The sequence below is a fragment of the Motilibacter aurantiacus genome (assembly GCF_011250645.1).
Lineage (GTDB): Bacteria > Actinomycetota > Actinomycetes > Motilibacterales > Motilibacteraceae > Motilibacter_A > Motilibacter_A aurantiacus.
In genome coordinates this window covers 94,378-109,337 of the sequence record NZ_JAANNO010000010.1, presented here as the reverse complement: position 1 = coordinate 109,337, position 14,960 = coordinate 94,378, and the positions used below count along the sequence as shown (strand labels likewise).

Annotated in this window: 18 protein-coding genes and 1 pseudogene; 14 read left to right on the top strand and 5 right to left on the bottom strand. The window is 75.2% G+C overall.

The features are described from left to right. Positions 1-168 precede the first annotated feature (168 nt). Entirely contained in the window at positions 169-885 is a 717-nt protein-coding gene (locus G9H72_RS16505) for a winged helix-turn-helix transcriptional regulator (RefSeq protein WP_166173076.1), read from the bottom strand. Positions 886-1,113: 228 nt separating this feature from the next. Here G9H72_RS16505 and G9H72_RS23135 point away from each other — a divergent pair, with 228 nt between their 5' ends. The 4 genes from G9H72_RS23135 to G9H72_RS16490 all read left to right on the top strand — a co-directional run bounded on the left by G9H72_RS23135 (position 1,114) and on the right by G9H72_RS16490 (position 2,901). Further along, positions 1,114-1,368 carry a MoaD/ThiS family protein gene (locus tag G9H72_RS23135; protein WP_166173074.1) on the top strand — a complete coding sequence of 85 codons (255 nt, stop codon included), beginning with the start codon at positions 1,114-1,116 and terminating at the stop codon, positions 1,366-1,368. 125 nt (positions 1,369-1,493) lie between these two features. Next, positions 1,494-1,577, top strand: a complete 84-nt coding sequence (locus tag G9H72_RS23450; protein ID WP_407939598.1) for a putative leader peptide — start codon at positions 1,494-1,496, stop codon at positions 1,575-1,577. A 176-nt stretch (positions 1,578-1,753) separates the two neighbouring features. After that, positions 1,754-2,596, top strand: coding sequence for a sulfurtransferase (locus tag G9H72_RS16495; RefSeq protein WP_166173072.1), 843 nt, complete (start codon positions 1,754-1,756; stop codon positions 2,594-2,596). A gap of 5 nt (positions 2,597-2,601) precedes the next feature. Further along, on the top strand, positions 2,602-2,901 hold the full coding sequence (locus G9H72_RS16490) for a DUF1416 domain-containing protein (protein ID WP_166173070.1): 300 nt from the start codon (positions 2,602-2,604) through the stop codon (positions 2,899-2,901). Between the two features lie 66 nt (positions 2,902-2,967). Here the strand turns inward: G9H72_RS16490 and G9H72_RS16485 are convergent, their stop codons facing one another. Next, positions 2,968-3,339, bottom strand: a complete 372-nt coding sequence (locus G9H72_RS16485) for a DsrE family protein (protein WP_166173068.1) — start codon at positions 3,337-3,339, stop codon at positions 2,968-2,970. A gap of 141 nt (positions 3,340-3,480) precedes the next feature. On the opposite strand from G9H72_RS16485, the gene G9H72_RS16480 reads away from it, so the two are divergent. The 4 genes from G9H72_RS16480 (at position 3,481) to G9H72_RS16465 (ending at position 7,108) form a co-directional block, all read left to right on the top strand. After that, positions 3,481-4,011, top strand: a complete 531-nt coding sequence (locus G9H72_RS16480; RefSeq protein WP_166173066.1) for an FABP family protein — start codon at positions 3,481-3,483, stop codon at positions 4,009-4,011. Further along, the gene (locus G9H72_RS16475; protein ID WP_166173064.1) at positions 4,008-4,433 is read left to right on the top strand and encodes a Fur family transcriptional regulator; all 426 of its coding nucleotides are present in this window, start codon (positions 4,008-4,010) and stop codon (positions 4,431-4,433) included. The genes G9H72_RS16480 and G9H72_RS16475 overlap by 4 nt, the downstream gene beginning before the upstream one ends. Before the next feature lie 29 nt (positions 4,434-4,462). Beyond that, on the top strand, positions 4,463-5,494 hold the full coding sequence (gene ygfZ / locus G9H72_RS16470; RefSeq protein WP_166173137.1) for a CAF17-like 4Fe-4S cluster assembly/insertion protein YgfZ: 1,032 nt from the start codon (positions 4,463-4,465) through the stop codon (positions 5,492-5,494). A 120-nt stretch (positions 5,495-5,614) separates the two neighbouring features. Then, positions 5,615-7,108: a sugar transferase gene (locus G9H72_RS16465; protein ID WP_166173135.1), complete on the top strand. Its 1,494-nt coding sequence runs from the start codon at positions 5,615-5,617 to the stop codon at positions 7,106-7,108. A gap of 259 nt (positions 7,109-7,367) precedes the next feature. Here the strand turns inward: G9H72_RS16465 and dtd are convergent. After that, positions 7,368-7,787 (bottom strand): annotated as a pseudogene (dtd, locus tag G9H72_RS16460) (D-aminoacyl-tRNA deacylase); the annotation flags it as partial. Positions 7,788-7,887: 100 nt separating this feature from the next. Between dtd and G9H72_RS16455 the strand changes: the two are divergent. Beyond that, a complete protein-coding gene (locus G9H72_RS16455) occupies positions 7,888-8,448 on the top strand; it encodes an RsiG family protein (RefSeq protein ID WP_166173060.1) in 561 nt (186 codons plus the stop codon). 16 nt (positions 8,449-8,464) lie between these two features. Further along, the gene (gene arfB, locus G9H72_RS16450) at positions 8,465-8,899 is read left to right on the top strand and encodes an alternative ribosome rescue aminoacyl-tRNA hydrolase ArfB (protein ID WP_166173058.1); all 435 of its coding nucleotides are present in this window, start codon (positions 8,465-8,467) and stop codon (positions 8,897-8,899) included. Here arfB and G9H72_RS16445 read toward each other — a convergent pair. Continuing rightward, positions 8,896-10,029 (bottom strand): LacI family DNA-binding transcriptional regulator, encoded by a 1,134-nt coding sequence (locus tag G9H72_RS16445; RefSeq protein WP_166173056.1) that lies wholly within the window; start codon positions 10,027-10,029, stop codon positions 8,896-8,898. The genes arfB and G9H72_RS16445 overlap by 4 nt on opposite strands. Positions 10,030-10,134: 105 nt before the next feature. After that, positions 10,135-10,740, bottom strand: a complete 606-nt coding sequence (locus G9H72_RS16440; protein ID WP_166173054.1) for a helix-turn-helix domain-containing protein — start codon at positions 10,738-10,740, stop codon at positions 10,135-10,137. A gap of 84 nt (positions 10,741-10,824) precedes the next feature. Here G9H72_RS16440 and G9H72_RS16435 point away from each other — a divergent pair, with 84 nt between their 5' ends. The 4 genes from G9H72_RS16435 (at position 10,825) to G9H72_RS16420 (ending at position 14,434) form a co-directional block, all read left to right on the top strand. Continuing rightward, positions 10,825-12,414 carry a methyltransferase domain-containing protein gene (locus G9H72_RS16435; RefSeq protein WP_331272370.1) on the top strand — a complete coding sequence of 530 codons (1,590 nt, stop codon included), beginning with the start codon at positions 10,825-10,827 and terminating at the stop codon, positions 12,412-12,414. 104 nt (positions 12,415-12,518) lie between these two features. Next, positions 12,519-12,881 carry a YciI family protein gene (locus G9H72_RS16430; protein WP_231127241.1) on the top strand — a complete coding sequence of 121 codons (363 nt, stop codon included), beginning with the start codon at positions 12,519-12,521 and terminating at the stop codon, positions 12,879-12,881. Then, positions 12,868-14,136 carry an RNA polymerase sigma factor gene (locus tag G9H72_RS16425; RefSeq protein WP_166173048.1) on the top strand — a complete coding sequence of 423 codons (1,269 nt, stop codon included), beginning with the start codon at positions 12,868-12,870 and terminating at the stop codon, positions 14,134-14,136. Before G9H72_RS16430 ends, G9H72_RS16425 begins: the two co-directional genes overlap by 14 nt. Positions 14,137-14,140: 4 nt before the next feature. After that, positions 14,141-14,434, top strand: a complete 294-nt coding sequence (locus tag G9H72_RS16420) for a Dabb family protein (RefSeq protein ID WP_166173046.1) — start codon at positions 14,141-14,143, stop codon at positions 14,432-14,434. The last annotated feature ends 526 nt before the right edge of the window (positions 14,435-14,960 follow it).

The window sequence follows — 14,960 nt, the reverse complement described above, 5'->3', positions numbered from 1 at the left end:
GCCACCGGTCGCTCCGTCGCGCCTCCTACCCGATGTGCCGGGTGGGAGGCGCGACCGCGTGGTCGGTCGCGTGCACCGACCGGCCGAGGCCGGGCCCGTGCCCGGGACTGCGCGCCGGGCACGAGCGAGCCCACCCGACGCCGACCGGCCTGACGCGCGAGGGGCCCCTCAGGCCGTGGGCGCGGCGATGCGCTCGTCCGCGCCCTTGTCCGGCGCCACGAAGCGGTAGCCCACGTTGCGGACCGTGCCGATCAGGGCCTCGTGGTCGGCGCCGAGCTTGGCGCGCAGCCGCCGGACGTGCACGTCGACCGTGCGGGTGCCGCCGAAGTAGTCGTAGCCCCACACCTCCTGCAGCAGCTGGGCGCGGGTGAAGACCCGGCCCGGGTGCTGGGCGAGGAACTTCAGCAGCTCGAACTCCTTGAACGTGAGGTCGAGGACGCGGCCGCGCACCTTCGCCACGTAGGTCGCCTCGTCGATGGAGAGGTCGCCGTTGCGGATCTCGCTGGGGGAGTCCGGGTCCGAGGACGCCGCGATCGCCAGCCGTCCGGTGGCGAGCCGCAGCCGGGCCTCGACCTCGGCCGGGCCGGCGGTGTCGAGCACGACGTCGTCCACGCCCCACTCGGCGGTCACCGCGGCCAGCCCGCCCTCGGTGACGACGAGGATGAGCGGGCAGCTCAGCCCGGTCGTACGCAGCAGCCGGCAGGTGGCGCGGGCGTGGGGCAGGTCGCGGCGGCCGTCGAGGAGCAGGACGTCGCTGGGCGGCGCGTCGAGCAGGGCGGACGCCTCGGCCGGGCCCACGCGCACCGAGTGCAGGAGGAGCCCCAGGGCGGGAAGCACCTCGGCCGACGGCTGCAGTGCGTTGGTCAGCAGGAGGACGCTCGCCATGTCCCACCTCCAGCGGGCGGGATGCCGTGGCACCCCGAGCCCCTCGGTCCGGTCCGGCCCCACGGCACTGTGGGCTGGGAGCATGCGGCTCCCGCGTTTCTGGACCGAAGGATAGGGGGTGCTTGTGTCATCCGCGTGTCATCGCCCCTTTACTTTCGATCAGCTCAGGGCGGGTTTGCCCCGGTCCGGCGCACCGCGGCGCTCGGCCACCGACGGAAGGGAGGGCTTGTGCCCCAGGTGACGGTGCGCTACTGGGCGGCCGCGAAGGCAGCCGCCGGCCGCGCCGAGGACGTCGTGGACGCGGCGACGGTCGCGGACGCGCTCGCGCAGGTGGCGCGGACGCACGGGGAGCGGCTGCGGGCCGTGCTGGGGGCCGCGAGCCTCCTGGTCGACGGCGAGCGCGTGGCGCGGGAGGCGGCCGCGGGGCGCTCGCTCGGTGAGGGCGCGGTCGTGGAGGTGCTGCCGCCGTTCGCGGGCGGGTGAGCGGGCTGCGACGCCGGCTGGTGGTGCCGCAGGGATGCGGTCGGTGACGCGGACGGGTGATCGACACGTTCCGGCGGGGTCTCAGCTCGCGGACGTCCCGTCCCGGATCTTGACGTCCCCCTAGGATGCCCTCCATGGCAGGACTGCTGATCCGCCGGCGCGCTGTCGACCTCTGTCGGGTCGCGGCGAGCCTCTGTCGCCGCGCCTGATCCCGTGCGCCCCCCGGGAAGCCGGTGCCGCATCGGCCCCTTCCCGCGCCCGCGCCGCACGGGGCGCTCCGCAGAGTTCCACCGAGCCCCCGCCCCCGTCGGGCCGCAGCCGCATCGAAGGCCCGTCCCGGGGACGTCTGCAACCCTGAGCGAACACTAGAAGGAAGAGGGAATCCATGAGCCGCGAGACCGCGCTCGTCGACGCCGACTGGGTCGAGGCCCATCTGGACGACCCCAAGGTCGTGCTGGTCGAGGTCGACGAGGACACCGCCGCCTACGACCGCAACCACATCAAGGGCGCCATCCGCATCGACTGGCGCAAGGACCTGCAGGACCCGGTCCGCCGCGACTTCGTCAACAAGGAGGGCTTCGAGGCCCTGCTGTCGAAGAAGGGCATCGCCAACGACGACACGGTCGTCCTCTACGGCGGCAACAACAACTGGTTCGCGGCCTACGCCTACTGGTACTTCAAGCTCTACGGCCACCGCGACGTCCGGCTCATGGACGGCGGCCGCAAGAAGTGGGAGCTCGACGCCCGCGAGCTGGTGAGCGACGTGGTCGAGCGCCCCGCCACCAGCTACACCGCGCAGGAGCCGGACAACTCGATCCGCGCCTTCCGCGACGAGGTCGTCGCCGCCATCGGCAACCTCAACCTGGTCGACGTGCGCAGCCCCGACGAGTTCAGCGGCAAGCTCTTCGCCCCGGCGCACCTGCCGCAGGAGTCCGCGATGGTCGCGGGGCACGTCCCGACCGCGAAGAACATCCCGTGGTCGAAGACCGCCAACGACGACGGCACGTTCAAGGACGAGGCCGAGCTCGCCGAGCTGTACGTCCAGGCCGGGGTCGACCTCGCCAGCAAGGACACGATCGCGTACTGCCGCATCGGCGAGCGCTCGGCGCACACGTGGTTCGTGCTGCACGAGCTGCTCGGCCAGCCGAACGTCAAGAACTACGACGGGTCGTGGACCGAGTACGGCTCGCTGGTCGGCGTTCCGGTCGAGACCGGATCGGGCAGCTGACGACCATGTGCGGAGCACCTCCTCAGGACCTCGACCTCTCCGGGGTCGACCTCTCCCGTCAGGCCGTCGTCGCGGGCGTCGTCTCGCGCGACGACGCGCCGCTCGCGGGCGCCTACGTCCGGCTGCTCGACGCGTCCGGCGAGTTCGTCGCCGAGGTCCCGACCTCGGCCACCGGGCAGTACCGCTTCTTCGCCGCGTCGGGGGAGTGGACCGTACGCGTCCTCGCTCCGGGCGCCCAGCCGACGGACCGCGCGGTGCGGGCCACGGTCGGCGAGGTCACCCGGGTGGACGTCGCCGTCGCCTGACCGCGTCCGAGCAGGTGCCCTGCTGACGGCTGGATCGTCAGCAGGGCACCTTCTCGCGTCCGGCAGCTAATAGACGAGCGCCTGCGCGCCGTCGGCCAGGGCCTCCTCCACGAACACCGCCGCCCCGGCGATGCGTACGCCCGCGAGCACGTCGGCGCCGGTCATCCCGCGCCGCGCCGCGCACTGGGAGCAGAGGGTCACGGTGCCGGCGGCGAGCACCGCGTCGAGCAGGTCCGGGAGCGGGGCGGCGTGCGGCAGCGTGAACTCCGCCGCGCGGCCCGGCAGGGCGAACCAGGCCGACTCGCCGGTGAGCCAGAGCGACACGGGCACGCCCGCGGCGGCCGCGGTGGCGGCCACCGTGAAGGCCTGCGAGCAGCGCTCGGGGGCGTCGGCGCCGGCGGTGACCTTGACGACGAGAGTGCGGGACGTCTCGGGCATGCCCGCACAGTAGACTCGCGCCCGTGCTGGAGGTTTTCTATACGGGCCTGCTGGCCCTTGCCGCGCTGCTGATCACGTGGTTCGCGTTCTACGCGGTCTACAAGCTGTTCAAGTCCCAGGCCTAGCGGGGGCCGGCGGCGCATGGAGCTGACCCCCGACCTGCCGTCCGAGCTCGTCCCGGTCGCCTGGCTGCTCGGCGTCTGGCAGGGCGCCGGGGTCATCGGCTACCCCACGATGCAGGAGGCCCGGTTCGGGCAGCAGGTCGTCTTCGACCACGTCGGGGGCCCCTACCTGACCTACGAGAGCCGGCTCTGGCAGCTGCGCGAGGACGGCGAGCGCGGGGACGTCATCACCGTGGAGACCGGCTACTGGCGCCCGCAGCCGGAGAGCCTCATCGAGGCGCTCATCGTCCAGCCGACGGGCGTGGTCGAGGTCTACGTCGGCGAGATCCACCCCGCGCGCCTGGAGCTGCGCACCGACGTGGTGGCCCGCACCGTCTCCGCGGAGGAGCACACCGCCGGGCACCGGCTCTACGGGCTGGTCGAAGGAGACCTGCTGTGGGCGTACGACAAGGCAGCGCTCGGCCAGCCGCTGTCCCCCCACGCGTCGGCGCGGCTGAAGAAGGTCGGCGCGACGGAGGCGATCGGGCGGGCGGGAAAGGCCGCCGGATGACCGACTGGCAGGCGACGCTGCGGGAGCGGGGCTACCGGCTCACTCCGCAGCGCCAGCTGGTCCTCGAGGCCGTGGCCACGCTCGGGCACGCCACGCCCGAGGACGTCCTCACGGAGGTGCAGCGCACCGCCAGCGGGGTCAACGTCTCCACCGTCTACCGCACCCTCGAGCTGCTCGAGGAGCTCGGCCTGGTCACGCACACCCACCTCGGGCACGGCGCGCCGACCTACCACCCGGCCAACGAGTCCGACCACCTGCACCTGGTCTGCCGCGACTGCGGGCGGGTCACCGAGGCCGACACCTCCGTGGCCGACGACCTGGTCAAGCGCATCGCCCGCGAGCAGGGCTTCGCGGTCGACGTGAGCCACTTCGCGATCTTCGGCCGCTGCCGCGACTGCGCCGCCGCCGACCCGGCGGAATGACCCCGCCGCCCCGCGCGGTTGCCCCGGACATGTCGGTCGAGACGTCGGTCCTGCTGAGCACCCCCGGAGCGGTCGCGGCCGAGCCGCCGGACGAGCGCATCGCGTGGCACTACGGCGACCCGCTCGCCGAGCAGCGCCGGCTGGAGCAGGGCATCGGGCTGGTCGACCTGTCCGACCGCGGCGTCGTGCGCGTCACCGGCGCCGCCCGGCTGGGCTGGCTGCACGACCTGACCAGCCAGTTCCTGCGCGACCTGCCGGTCGGCACGCCCACCGAGCTGCTGGTGCTGGACCCCAACGGGCGCGTCGAGACCCACGCGAACGTCGTCGACGACGGCACCTCGACCTGGATGACCGTGGAGCCCGGCGCCGCCGGGGCCCTCGCGGGCTACCTGCTGCGGATGCGGTTCTGGACCGAGGTCGAGGTCGAGGACGTCACCGCCGCCTGGGCGGCGGCCTGGGAGCCGGTGGCGACGCCGCACGAGCGGCTGCTGACGACCTGGCTGCCGCACCCGGCGCTTCCGCTGCGCGGGCGCGAGGTGCTCGTGCCGCGCGCGGAGCTCGCGGCGTACGCGCAGGGCGCCGGCCCGCTGGCAGGGCGCTGGGCGTACGACGCGCTGCGGGTCGCCGCCGGCGTGCCGCGCCCCGGGGTGGACACCGACGAGCGCACCATCCCGCACGAGGCCGGGTGGCTGACGACCGCCGTCCACCTGGACAAGGGCTGCTACCGCGGCCAGGAGACGGTCGCGCGCGTGCACAACCTGGGCCGGCCGCCGCGGCGGCTCGTGCTGCTGCACCTGGACGGCTCCGCCGAGACGCTGCCGGCCGGCGGCGCGCAGGTCGAGGCCGACGGGCGCCCCGTGGGCACGGTCGGCACGGTCGTGCAGCACCACGAGCTCGGGCCCGTCGCGCTCGCGCTGGTCAAGCGGTCCGTCCCGCTGGACGCCCGGCTCCTGGTCGCCGGCGTGGCGGCCGCGCAGGAGGAGCCGGCGCTGCTCGCCGCCGCGCCCGAGCCGCCCGGTGCCGGGCGCGCCGCCCGCACGGCGCTTCGATCGGGGGGTTGAGCCCGGACCTGCTCCACCCCCGGCACGCCGCCTGTAGCCTGACGGGCTACAGGCCCGGCTCCCACGTGCCGGTCCCTGCGTCGACGGAGGTTCCCGGACTTGCTCGAGACCGAGCCCGTCGTGGCCCCGGGGGGCGGGTCGTCCGCCACGTCCGGCGAGGCGACGTCCTTCGTGTCGGGCCGGCCGAGCTGGCTGCGGCGGCTGGGCACCACGCTGGTGGCGGCCGACCTGGTCGTGGTCGCGGCCGCACTGGCCATCGCGGTCGCCGTCGGCTTCGACGCCGGGTCCGACGCACCGCCACCGAGCGGTGACGACCTCGTCTCCCAGCGCTGGCTCGCCGTGCTGCTCGGCGTCGCCTGGATGTCCAGCCTCTCCCTGCACCTCTCGCGCGACCGACGGGTCGTGGGCACCGGCCCCGACGAGTACAAGCGCGTGGTCACCGCCAGCGTGCGCCTGTTCGGGCTGGTCGCGATCGTCGCCTACCTGGGGTCGGCCGCGTACGCCCGGCCGCTGGTCGCCGTCGCGTTCCCGCTCGGCACCGCGGGCCTGCTGCTCGAGCGGTGGGTCGCGCGCAAGTGGCTGCACTCGCGCCGCCGGCGCGGGGGGTGGGCGCACCGCGTCCTCGTGGTGGGCAGCCCGGACAACGTCCGCCACCTGGCGGCCGAGCTGACCCGGGAGAAGTACGCCGGGTTCGAGGTCGTCGGCGTCTGCCTGCCCGGCGGCGCGGACGAGCCGGCCGCCGTGACCACCGCGGAGGCGGCCGGGCTCCCCGTCGTGGGCTCGCTCAACACCGTCGTCGAGGCCGTGCGCGCGACCGGCGCCGACACGGTGGCGGTCGTGCCGTCGGTCGGGCTCACCCCGACCGCGCTGCGCCGGCTCGGCTGGACGCTCGAGGGCACCGGCACCGACCTGGTCGTCGCGCCGGCGCTGACCGACGTTGCCGGCCCGCGGGTCCACGTACGCCCCGTCGCGGGCCTGCCGCTCCTGCACGTCGAGCCCCCGCAGTACGAGGGGCCGATGCGCGTGGCCAAGGGCGTCTTCGACCGGGTCGTCGGCAGCGTCCTCGTGGTGCTGCTGTCGCCGGTCCTCGTCGCCATCGCGCTCGCCGTCAAGCTCACCAGCAAGGGGCCGGTCTTCTTCCGTCAGCAGCGCGTGGGCCGCGACGGAAAGGCGTTCACCGTCTTCAAATTCCGCTCCATGGTCGTCAACGCCGAGCAGATGCTCGCCGCCCTGGCCGAGCAGAACGAGCACGACGGCGTGCTGTTCAAGATGCGCGCCGACCCGCGCATCACCCCGGTCGGCCGGTTCATCCGGCGCTACTCCCTCGATGAGCTGCCCCAGCTGTTCAACGTGCTGCGCGGCGAGATGAGCCTGGTCGGGCCGCGCCCCCCGCTCCCGTCGGAGGTGGAGCGCTACGCGTTCGACGTCCGCCGCCGGCTCCTCGTCAAGCCGGGCATGACCGGGCTCTGGCAGGTCAGCGGCCGGTCCGACCTGTCCTGGGAGGACACGGTCCGGCTCGACCTGTACTACGTCGAGAACTGGTCGATGACCGCGGACATGCTCATCCTGTGGAAGACGCTCGCGGCCGTGATGAAGGGGTCCGGGGCGTACTGACGCCGGCGGTCCTCCGGCCGGGTGCCGCGACGCCTGCGGCCCGTGTTCCCGTAGGCCCTTGGGTTCGTGGAGCGCTGACCGCGCCCGGGCCCGGCCCGCGCTCCACCGGTGCCGTTGCCGTCGCCTATGAATGCGGCATCGTGCCGGAACCTGCCTGCGACGATGCGGCATCGCGCCCATAGGTTCGCGTGAATGCGGCATTGCGCCAACGCGAGGGGCCGGGCGGCGGCGCGGGGCGGGGCGCTCGGGGGGCGGGCAGCTCCAGCAGCACGGTCACCGGGCCGTCGTTGACCAGCGCGACCTGCATGTCCGCGCCGAACACGCCGGTCTCCACGTGCGCGCCGCGCGAACGCAGCTCGGCGACGTACGCCTCGACGAGGGGCTCGGCCACCGGGCCGGGGGCGGCCGGGGACCAGCTGGGCCGGCGGCCCCTGCGGGTATCGGCGTACAGCGTGAACTGGCTGATCACGAGCAGCGGGGCGGCGAGGTCGGCGGCGCTGCGCTCGTCGCGCAGGACGCGCAGCTCGTACGTCTTGGCGGCCAGCGCGCGAGCGGTCGGCTCGTCGTCCCCGACCGCGACCCCGAGCAGGACGACCAGCCCCGGGCCGGGCAGCCGCCCCACGACCTCGCCGTCGACGGTGACGCTCCCCGACAGGGCACGCTGCAGCAGGGCACGCATCGGGACATCCTTGCCCACTGTCGGTCGTCCCGAGGTGGCAGGATGTGTGCAGGACGACTGTGCGTGGTCGAAGACCACCAGCGCGACGACGGGAGAGGCCATGACGCAGCCGATGGAGGGCGGTCGGCGCCGCATCGACCGCGTGCTCGCGCCCGGATACCTCGACCACCTGGCCGAGCGCCCGCTCGACGAGGTCCGCGTGCTGCGCCGCGACGCCGAGCAGGAGGAGTCCGACCTGTCGTACGTCCGCCGCCTCCTCCAGGGCCGGCTGGACATCCTGCGCGCGGAGGTCTCGCGCCGGGCCGGCGGCGGCCAGGAGGAGTCCGAGGCCGACTTCGTGACCCGGCTGGCCCGCACGCTGACCGACTCCGGCCCGCGCAGCGACCAGAGCCACGCCCGGGTGCCGCACATCGACCCTTCCCGGGTGGGCGAGCACCGGCGCCGGGTGGAGCAGATCGTGGCGGACGTCGGCTTCTCCGACCTCGACGCGCTCTCCGACGACGAGCTCAGCGGCGCGATCTCGCGGCTGGGCGCCTTCGAGGACGAGGTCTCCCAGTCCCGGCGCAAGGTGCAGGAGGTCGTCGACGCCTGCACGGCCGAGATCGGCCGCCGCTACAAGGACGGTGCCGCGTCCGTCGAGGACCTGCTCACCGGCCGCTGACCCGCTGCTCCCGCTCGTGCCGCCGCCCGCGGGGGACGACCTGGCCCTGCGCCCGGGGCTCGTGGTCCCCGCCGCCGAGCTGTCCTGGCGCTTCTCGCGCTCGTCCGGCCCGGGCGGGCAGTCGGTCAACACCACGGACAGCCGGGTGGAGCTGACGTACGACCTCGCGGCCAGCGCCGCCCTTCCGGCGCCGCTGAAGGCGCGGGCGCTGCAGCGGCTCGAGGGCAGGCTGGTCGACGGCGCGGTGGTCGTCGTGGCGAGCGAGCAGCGCTCCCAGCTGCGCAACCGCGAGGCCGCGCGCGCCCGGCTGCGCGACCTGCTGCTCGAGGCGACAGCCCCGCCGCCACGCCCGCGCCGGGCGACCCGTCCGACCCGGGGCTCGGTCGAGCGCCGGCTCAAGGCGAAGAAGGCCCGCTCGGACGTGAAGCGGATGCGGCGCGGCGAGGACTAGCCGGAGGCCGCGTCGGCCCCGAGCAGCGGGGCCGCGTCACGCGGCCGCGCCACCGCCAGCGACGGCCGGCCACCGCTGCGCACGCCGAGCGACTCCCGTCCGGTCGCCGGCGCGCCCGGCGCCGAGCGAACCACCAGCCGCGTCGGCAGCACGACGGTGCGCGGCGGGCTGTCGTCCCCGTCGAGCCGCGCGAGGGCGGCCCGGGCGGCCAGCCGCCCCATCTCCTCCGGGTCGTGGGCGACGACCGTCACCCCGAGCACGTCGGCCAGGTCGAAGTCGTCGAAGCCCACGATCTCGGGGCGGTCGGGCAGGCCGGCGACGGCGCGCAGCGCGCCGGTGGTGCAGCGGTTGTTCGTGGTGAACAGGGCCGTCGGCGGCTCGGGCAGCGAGAGCAGGTCGCTCGCGCCCCGGGCGGCCGCGTCGAGGTCGTGGCAGTCGGCCCGGACGTACGTCTCCCAGCCCTGCACGCCGGCGGCCTGCATCGCGTCGGCGTGGCCGGCCACCCGTGCGCGGTGGGTGGACAGCCGGGAGAAGTCCCCGACCAGCCCGATGCGCTCGTGGCCGGCCTCGAGCAGGTGCTCGACCGCGGCCCGCGCGCCGGCCCGGTCGTCGAGCACGAAGGTGTCTGCGTCGATGTGCCCGGCGGGGCGGTCGAGGAAGACGACCGGCAGCCCGTGCGCGCGCTCGCCCTCGAGGTAGCGGTGGTCCTCGGAGGAGGGGACGACGAGCAGCGCGGCGACCCGGCGCTCGAGCAGCCCCGCGACGGCGACGCGCTCGCGCTCTGGGTCGTCGTCCGTGCTCGAGGTGATGAGCTGGAGCCCGCGGGCGTCCATCTCGCGCTCGACGCCGCGCGCGATCCGCGAGTAGTAGGGGTTGCCCACGTCGCCGATGACGAGTCCGGCGGTGGTGGACGTCGCACCGGAGCGCAGCTCGCGGGCGAGCGCGTTGAGCCGGAAGCCGAGCTCGTCCGCGGCCCGGCGGACGCGCTCGCCCGTGGCCTCGGCGACGTGCGGCTCACGATTCAACGCCCGGGACGCGGTCTTGAGGCTGACGCCGGCCCGGTCGGCCACTTCCTGCAGGGTGGGGCGGTGCGGGCGTGCGCCGCCCGCGCGGTTCCCGGGAGTGGTCATGGGCGGGCTCCTTCCGTCCGGAGGCCGAGTGTAGGGGGACGGTCACGTCGGATGCCCCGCCTGCGCGTGGCGCCCGGCGTCAATGCCGAACTGTGCCCTTCGCCCTCAATCGTCGGACCTGCCCGCGGGCCGCGCCCGCACGTGCATCCGCTCGCCCTGCGGGCCGAACAGGGACAGCGCCTCCGTCGTCCCCGGCCCGGTGTTGCCCAGCCAGTGCGGCAGCCGGGTGTCGAACTCGGCCACCTCGCCCTCGTGCAGCTCGACGTCCCGATCGCCGAGCAGCAGGCGCAGCCGCCCGGACAGGACGTACACCCACTCGTAGCCCTCGTGGGTCTTGAGCTCCTGGCCGACGGGCAGCGGCTCCGGCGGGAAGACGACCTTGTACGCCTGCAGCCCCCCGGGTCGCCGGGTGAGCGGCAGGAAGGTCCGGTTGTGCCGGCTGAAGGGCTTGAGCCGGACCCGCGGGTCGCCGGTCGGCGGCGCGTCGACGAGCTCGTCGAGCGGCACCTGGTGCGCCCGGGCCAGCGGCAGCAGCAGCTCGAGCGTGGGCCGTCGCTGCCCGGACTCGAGCCGGGAGAGCGTGCTGATCGAGATGCCGGTGGACTCGGAGAGCTGGGCCAGCGTCGTGCCGCGCTGCTGGCGCAGGTCGCGCAGGCGCGGGCCGACGGCGTCGAGCACGGGGGTGAAGTCGTCCTGGGGGGCGTCCGGCATCCGCCCATGTTGCCGTATCGGCAATAGAACTTGTCAACCCTGCACGCGCTGCCGATAGTCGGGGGACCGATGGAGGAGGACGACGTGGAGAAGACGTACGACGTGGTGGTCGTGGGCGGCGGCGCGGCCGGGCTCAGCGGCGCGGTGGCGCTCGGGCGGTCGCGGCGCTCGGTGCTCGTCGTGGACGCCGGCGAGCCGCGCAACGCCCCGGCGGCGCACATGCACAACTACCTCGGCCGGGAGGGCACCCCGCCGCGCGAGCTGCTGGCGATCGGCCGGGCCGAGGCCGCGGCGTACGGCGTGGAGGTCGTCGACGGGCGGGTGACCGGGGTCGAGCGACTGGAGGGGCCGCGCTTCCGCGTCGCGCTCGCGGACGGCCGATCGGTCGAGGCCCGCCGGCTGCTCGTCGCCACCGGGCTGGCCGACGAGCTGCCCGACGTGCCCGGGCTGCGCGAGCGCTGGGGCCGCGACGTGCTGCACTGCCCCTACTGCCACGGGTACGAGGTACGCGACCGCGCGCTGGGCGTGCTCGCCACCGGCCCGCTCTCGGTCCACCAGGCACTGATGTGGCGGCAGCTGACGCCGGACGTGGCCTTCTTCACCAACACCCTGACGCTGCCGGACGAGGACCGCGAGAAGCTGCTCGCCCGCGGCATCGTCGTCGTCGAGGGGGCCGTCGCGGCGGTGGAGGCCGCGGACGGCCGGCTCACCGGCGTACGCCTCGCGTCCGGGGAGACGGTGGCCCGCGAGGCACTCGCCGTCGGGACCGTGATGCGGGCCCGCGCCGACCTGCCGGCCCAGCTCGGGCTCCCGGCCGAGGACCGCGAGATGCACGGCGCGGTCATCGGCAGCGCCGTGACGGCCGACCCGACGGGGGCGACCGCGGTGCCCGGCATGTGGGTCGCGGGCAACGTCGCCGACATGACCGCCCAGGTGATCGTGTCCGCCGCAGCGGGCATGCGGGCGGGCGCGGCGATCAACGGCGACCTGGTCATGGAGGACACCGCGAAGGCCGTGGCGGTGCGGGCGGGGGCGGCCGAGCAGCTGCGCACGGAGCAGGGCGCGAGCTTCTTCGAGGAGGGCTACTGGGAGGAGCGGTACGGCGGCCCCGGGCAGGTGTGGAGCGGGCGGGCGAACCCGCAGCTCGTCGCCGAGGCCGCCGAGCTGGCTCCCGGGCGCGCGCTCGACGTCGGGTGCGGTGAGGGCGCGGACGCGGTGTGGCTCGCGTCGCGCGGCTGGCAGGTCGACGGCGCGGACATCTCGCGCAGCGCGCTCGAGCGGGCCGCCGCGCACGCCGGCGCGGAGGGCGTGGGGGAGCGGTGCAGCTGGCTGCACGCCGACCTCGCGGCCTGGGTGCCCGCGCCGGGGGCGTACGACCTGGTCTCCGCGCAGTTCATGCACCTGCCGCCCCAGCAGCTGCAGGCCGCGCTGGCCCGGCTCGCCCGCGCCGTGGCGCCGGGGGGCACGCTGCTCGTCGTCGGCCACGCGCGGTCGATGTTCGAGGAGGGCGGACACCACCCGGCCGAGATGTTCTTCACGGTCGAGGACGTGGTGGGCCTGCTCGACCCGGCCGAGTGGAAGGTGCTCGTGGCCGAGGACCGGGCCCGCGAGGGCGTTCGCGAGGGCCGGCCGATGACGATGCACGACACCGTCGTCCGCGCGCAGCGGCGCTGAGCGGCTGCTCGCGGCAAGATGTCGAGACCGCCGGCCCCGCTCCGATCAGCCACTGACGGCGCCGGGAGGCGGCGCCCGAGCCGAAGGGGACCGACGTGAAGTACATGATGCTGATCTACGGCAACGAGCAGATCTGGGCCGGTACCGGCCCGGAGGAGTTCGGCCGGATGGTCGCCGAGGTCGACGCGTTCAACGCCGCACTGCGCGCGTCCGGGGAGCTGGTGGCCGTCGACGGCCTGCTGCCGCAGCCCCGCTCGATCCGGGCCGTGGCCGGCGGGGGCGTGCCGGTCGTGACCGACGGCCCCTACCTGGAGGCCAAGGAGCACGTCGGGTCCTACGTCGTGGTCGACGTCGCCAGCGAGGAGCGGGCACTGGGCATCGCGAGCTCCTACCCGTGCCTGCGCTACGGCAAGGGGCTCGGCGGGGTGGAGGTCTGGCCCGTCATGGAGCACGGTGCCACCGACTGACCCGGCCGGCGTCGAGGGCCTGCTGCGCGAGCTCGCGCCGCAGGCCCTCGGCGCGCTCGTCCGGCGCTACGGCGACTTCGCCCGCTGCGAGGACGCGGTCCAGGAGGCGTTGCTCGCCGCGGCGCAGAAGTGGCCGTGGTCGGGCGTGCCGGAGCGCCCCCGCGGCTGGCTGGTCACGGTCGCGTCCCGGCGCTACCTCGACGAGGTGCGGGCCGACACCGCCCGCGCGCGGCGTGAGCGCGCCCACCTGGAGGCCACCCCGCGCGACGAGCTGGTCGACGCCCCGGCCGACGCGGACCGGGACGGCGCGCACGTGGACTCGCTGACGCTGCTGCTGCTCTGCTGCCACCCGGCCCTGCAGCCGCCGTCGCAGCTCGCGCTGGCCCTGCGGGCGGTGGGTGGCCTGACGACGGCCGAGATCGCCCGCGCGTTCCTGGTGCCGGAGCCCACCATCGCGCAGCGCATCTCGCGGGCGAAGGCGCGGGTGCGCGAGTCCGGGCACGGCTTCGCCCTGCGCTCGCGCGCGGACCTCGACGCCCGCATGCCCGTCGTGCTCCAGGTCCTCTACCTGGTCTTCAACGAGGGCTACGCCGCCAGCTCCGGCCCCGACCTGCACCGCGCCGAGCTCACGGGCGAGGCGATCCGGCTGACCCGGCGGCTGCACGCGCAGCTGCCCACGTGGGCCGAGCTGCAGGGGCTGCTCGCGCTGATGCTGCTGACGGACGCGCGGCGGGCGGCGCGTACCTCCCCGGACGGGTTCCTGGTGCCGCTGCCGGAGCAGGACCGCTCGCTCTGGGACGCGGCGCTGGTGGCCGAGGGCCTGGAGCTCGTGGCGTCCGCGCTGTCCCGCGGGCGGCCGTGGGCGTACCAGGTGCAGGCGGCCATCGCCGCGGTGCACGCGGAGGCGCCGACGGCCGAGGAGACCGACTGGAAGCAGGTCGCGGCGCTGTACGACGTGCTGCTGCAGCTGGCGCCGGGGCCGGCCGCCGCGCTCAACCGGGTGGTGGCCGTCGGCATGGCCGAGGGCCCGCACGCGGGGCTCGCCCAGCTGGAGCTGCTGGAGGAGGAGCGCGGCGCCGCGCGCACCCGCCTGGAGGCCGTGCGGGCACACCTGCTCGAGCGGGCGGGTGACGTCGCCGGCGCCGCAGCCGAGTACCGGAAAGCTGCTTCACGTGCGGCGAGCGTGCCGGAGCAGCGGTTCCTGACCCGCCGCGCAGCCGAGCTTGCGGCGCGGGCCGGCGCTGGGCCAGGGTGAGCGGGTGATCCGACACACCGTGGTGTTCACCCTGAAGCACGCAGCCGGCTCGGACGAGGAGGCGGGGTTCCTGTCCGCCGCCCGGGCGCTGGCCGACATCCCCGGCGTCCAGCGCTTCGAGCAGTTGCGGCAGGTCAGCCCGAAGAGCGCCTTCGCCTACTCGTTCTCGATGGAGTTCGCGGACGAGGTGGCCTACCAGGGCTACGACGAGCACCCGGTGCACGTGGCCTTCGTCCGCGACCGGTGGCAGTCGGAGGTCGTGGACTTCCAGGAACTGGACTTCGTGCCGCTGTCCTGACCGTGCCGGGCCTGGGTCCCGGCGACGAACCCGTCGATCCACGCCTGCCGGCGACCGAGCTCGGGGACGAGCGTCTCGAGGCCCATGACGTTGTTGCCGTACGGGCCCTGCCCCGGCCGGCGCAGGTCGCCGGCCACGATCCCGGTTGCCGTCCAGCGCCCCGCGCTCGCGGCGCCGAGCACGTACGACCCCTCCCAGACGCCGTCCTGCGCGGTGCCGGACACGAGCCTCAACGGCACGCCGCGCCCGTTCCAGGCCTGCTCCCGGCTGCTGCCGGAGAAGCTGACCGACACGCAGGGCAGCTGGCGAGCCACTGGTCCGGGCCGCCGGACGCGCCGCCGGCCTCGACGCCCCCCGGGTCGGGGTCGACCAAATGCGCGCGGACGGTGACCGTCGTCAGCTGCCCGCGGGTCAGCGACGTGTCGCCCGCGGTCATGCTCAAGGACGCGACACGGGTGGGTGTGCCGGTGACGGGCCCCAGCGCGGCGGCGGGCGCCGCGGGAGCGGCGACGGCGGCCACGGCGGC

Coding starts and splice junctions, on each gene's coding strand:
- G9H72_RS16505 (WP_166173076.1), bottom strand. CDS start 885: ATGGCGAGCGTCCTCCTGCTGACCAACGCACTGCAGCCGTCGGCCGAG.
- G9H72_RS23450 (WP_407939598.1), top strand. CDS start 1,494: ATGCCCTCCATGGCAGGACTGCTGATCCGCCGGCGCGCTGTCGACCTC.
- G9H72_RS16495 (WP_166173072.1), top strand. CDS start 1,754: ATGAGCCGCGAGACCGCGCTCGTCGACGCCGACTGGGTCGAGGCCCAT.
- G9H72_RS16490 (WP_166173070.1), top strand. CDS start 2,602: ATGTGCGGAGCACCTCCTCAGGACCTCGACCTCTCCGGGGTCGACCTC.
- G9H72_RS16485 (WP_166173068.1), bottom strand. CDS start 3,339: ATGCCCGAGACGTCCCGCACTCTCGTCGTCAAGGTCACCGCCGGCGCC.
- G9H72_RS16480 (WP_166173066.1), top strand. CDS start 3,481: ATGGAGCTGACCCCCGACCTGCCGTCCGAGCTCGTCCCGGTCGCCTGG.
- G9H72_RS16475 (WP_166173064.1), top strand. CDS start 4,008: ATGACCGACTGGCAGGCGACGCTGCGGGAGCGGGGCTACCGGCTCACT.
- ygfZ (WP_166173137.1), top strand. CDS start 4,463: ATGTCGGTCGAGACGTCGGTCCTGCTGAGCACCCCCGGAGCGGTCGCG.
- G9H72_RS16455 (WP_166173060.1), top strand. CDS start 7,888: ATGACGCAGCCGATGGAGGGCGGTCGGCGCCGCATCGACCGCGTGCTC.
- G9H72_RS16445 (WP_166173056.1), bottom strand. CDS start 10,029: ATGACCACTCCCGGGAACCGCGCGGGCGGCGCACGCCCGCACCGCCCC.
- G9H72_RS16440 (WP_166173054.1), bottom strand. CDS start 10,740: ATGCCGGACGCCCCCCAGGACGACTTCACCCCCGTGCTCGACGCCGTC.
- G9H72_RS16430 (WP_231127241.1), top strand. CDS start 12,519: ATGATGCTGATCTACGGCAACGAGCAGATCTGGGCCGGTACCGGCCCG.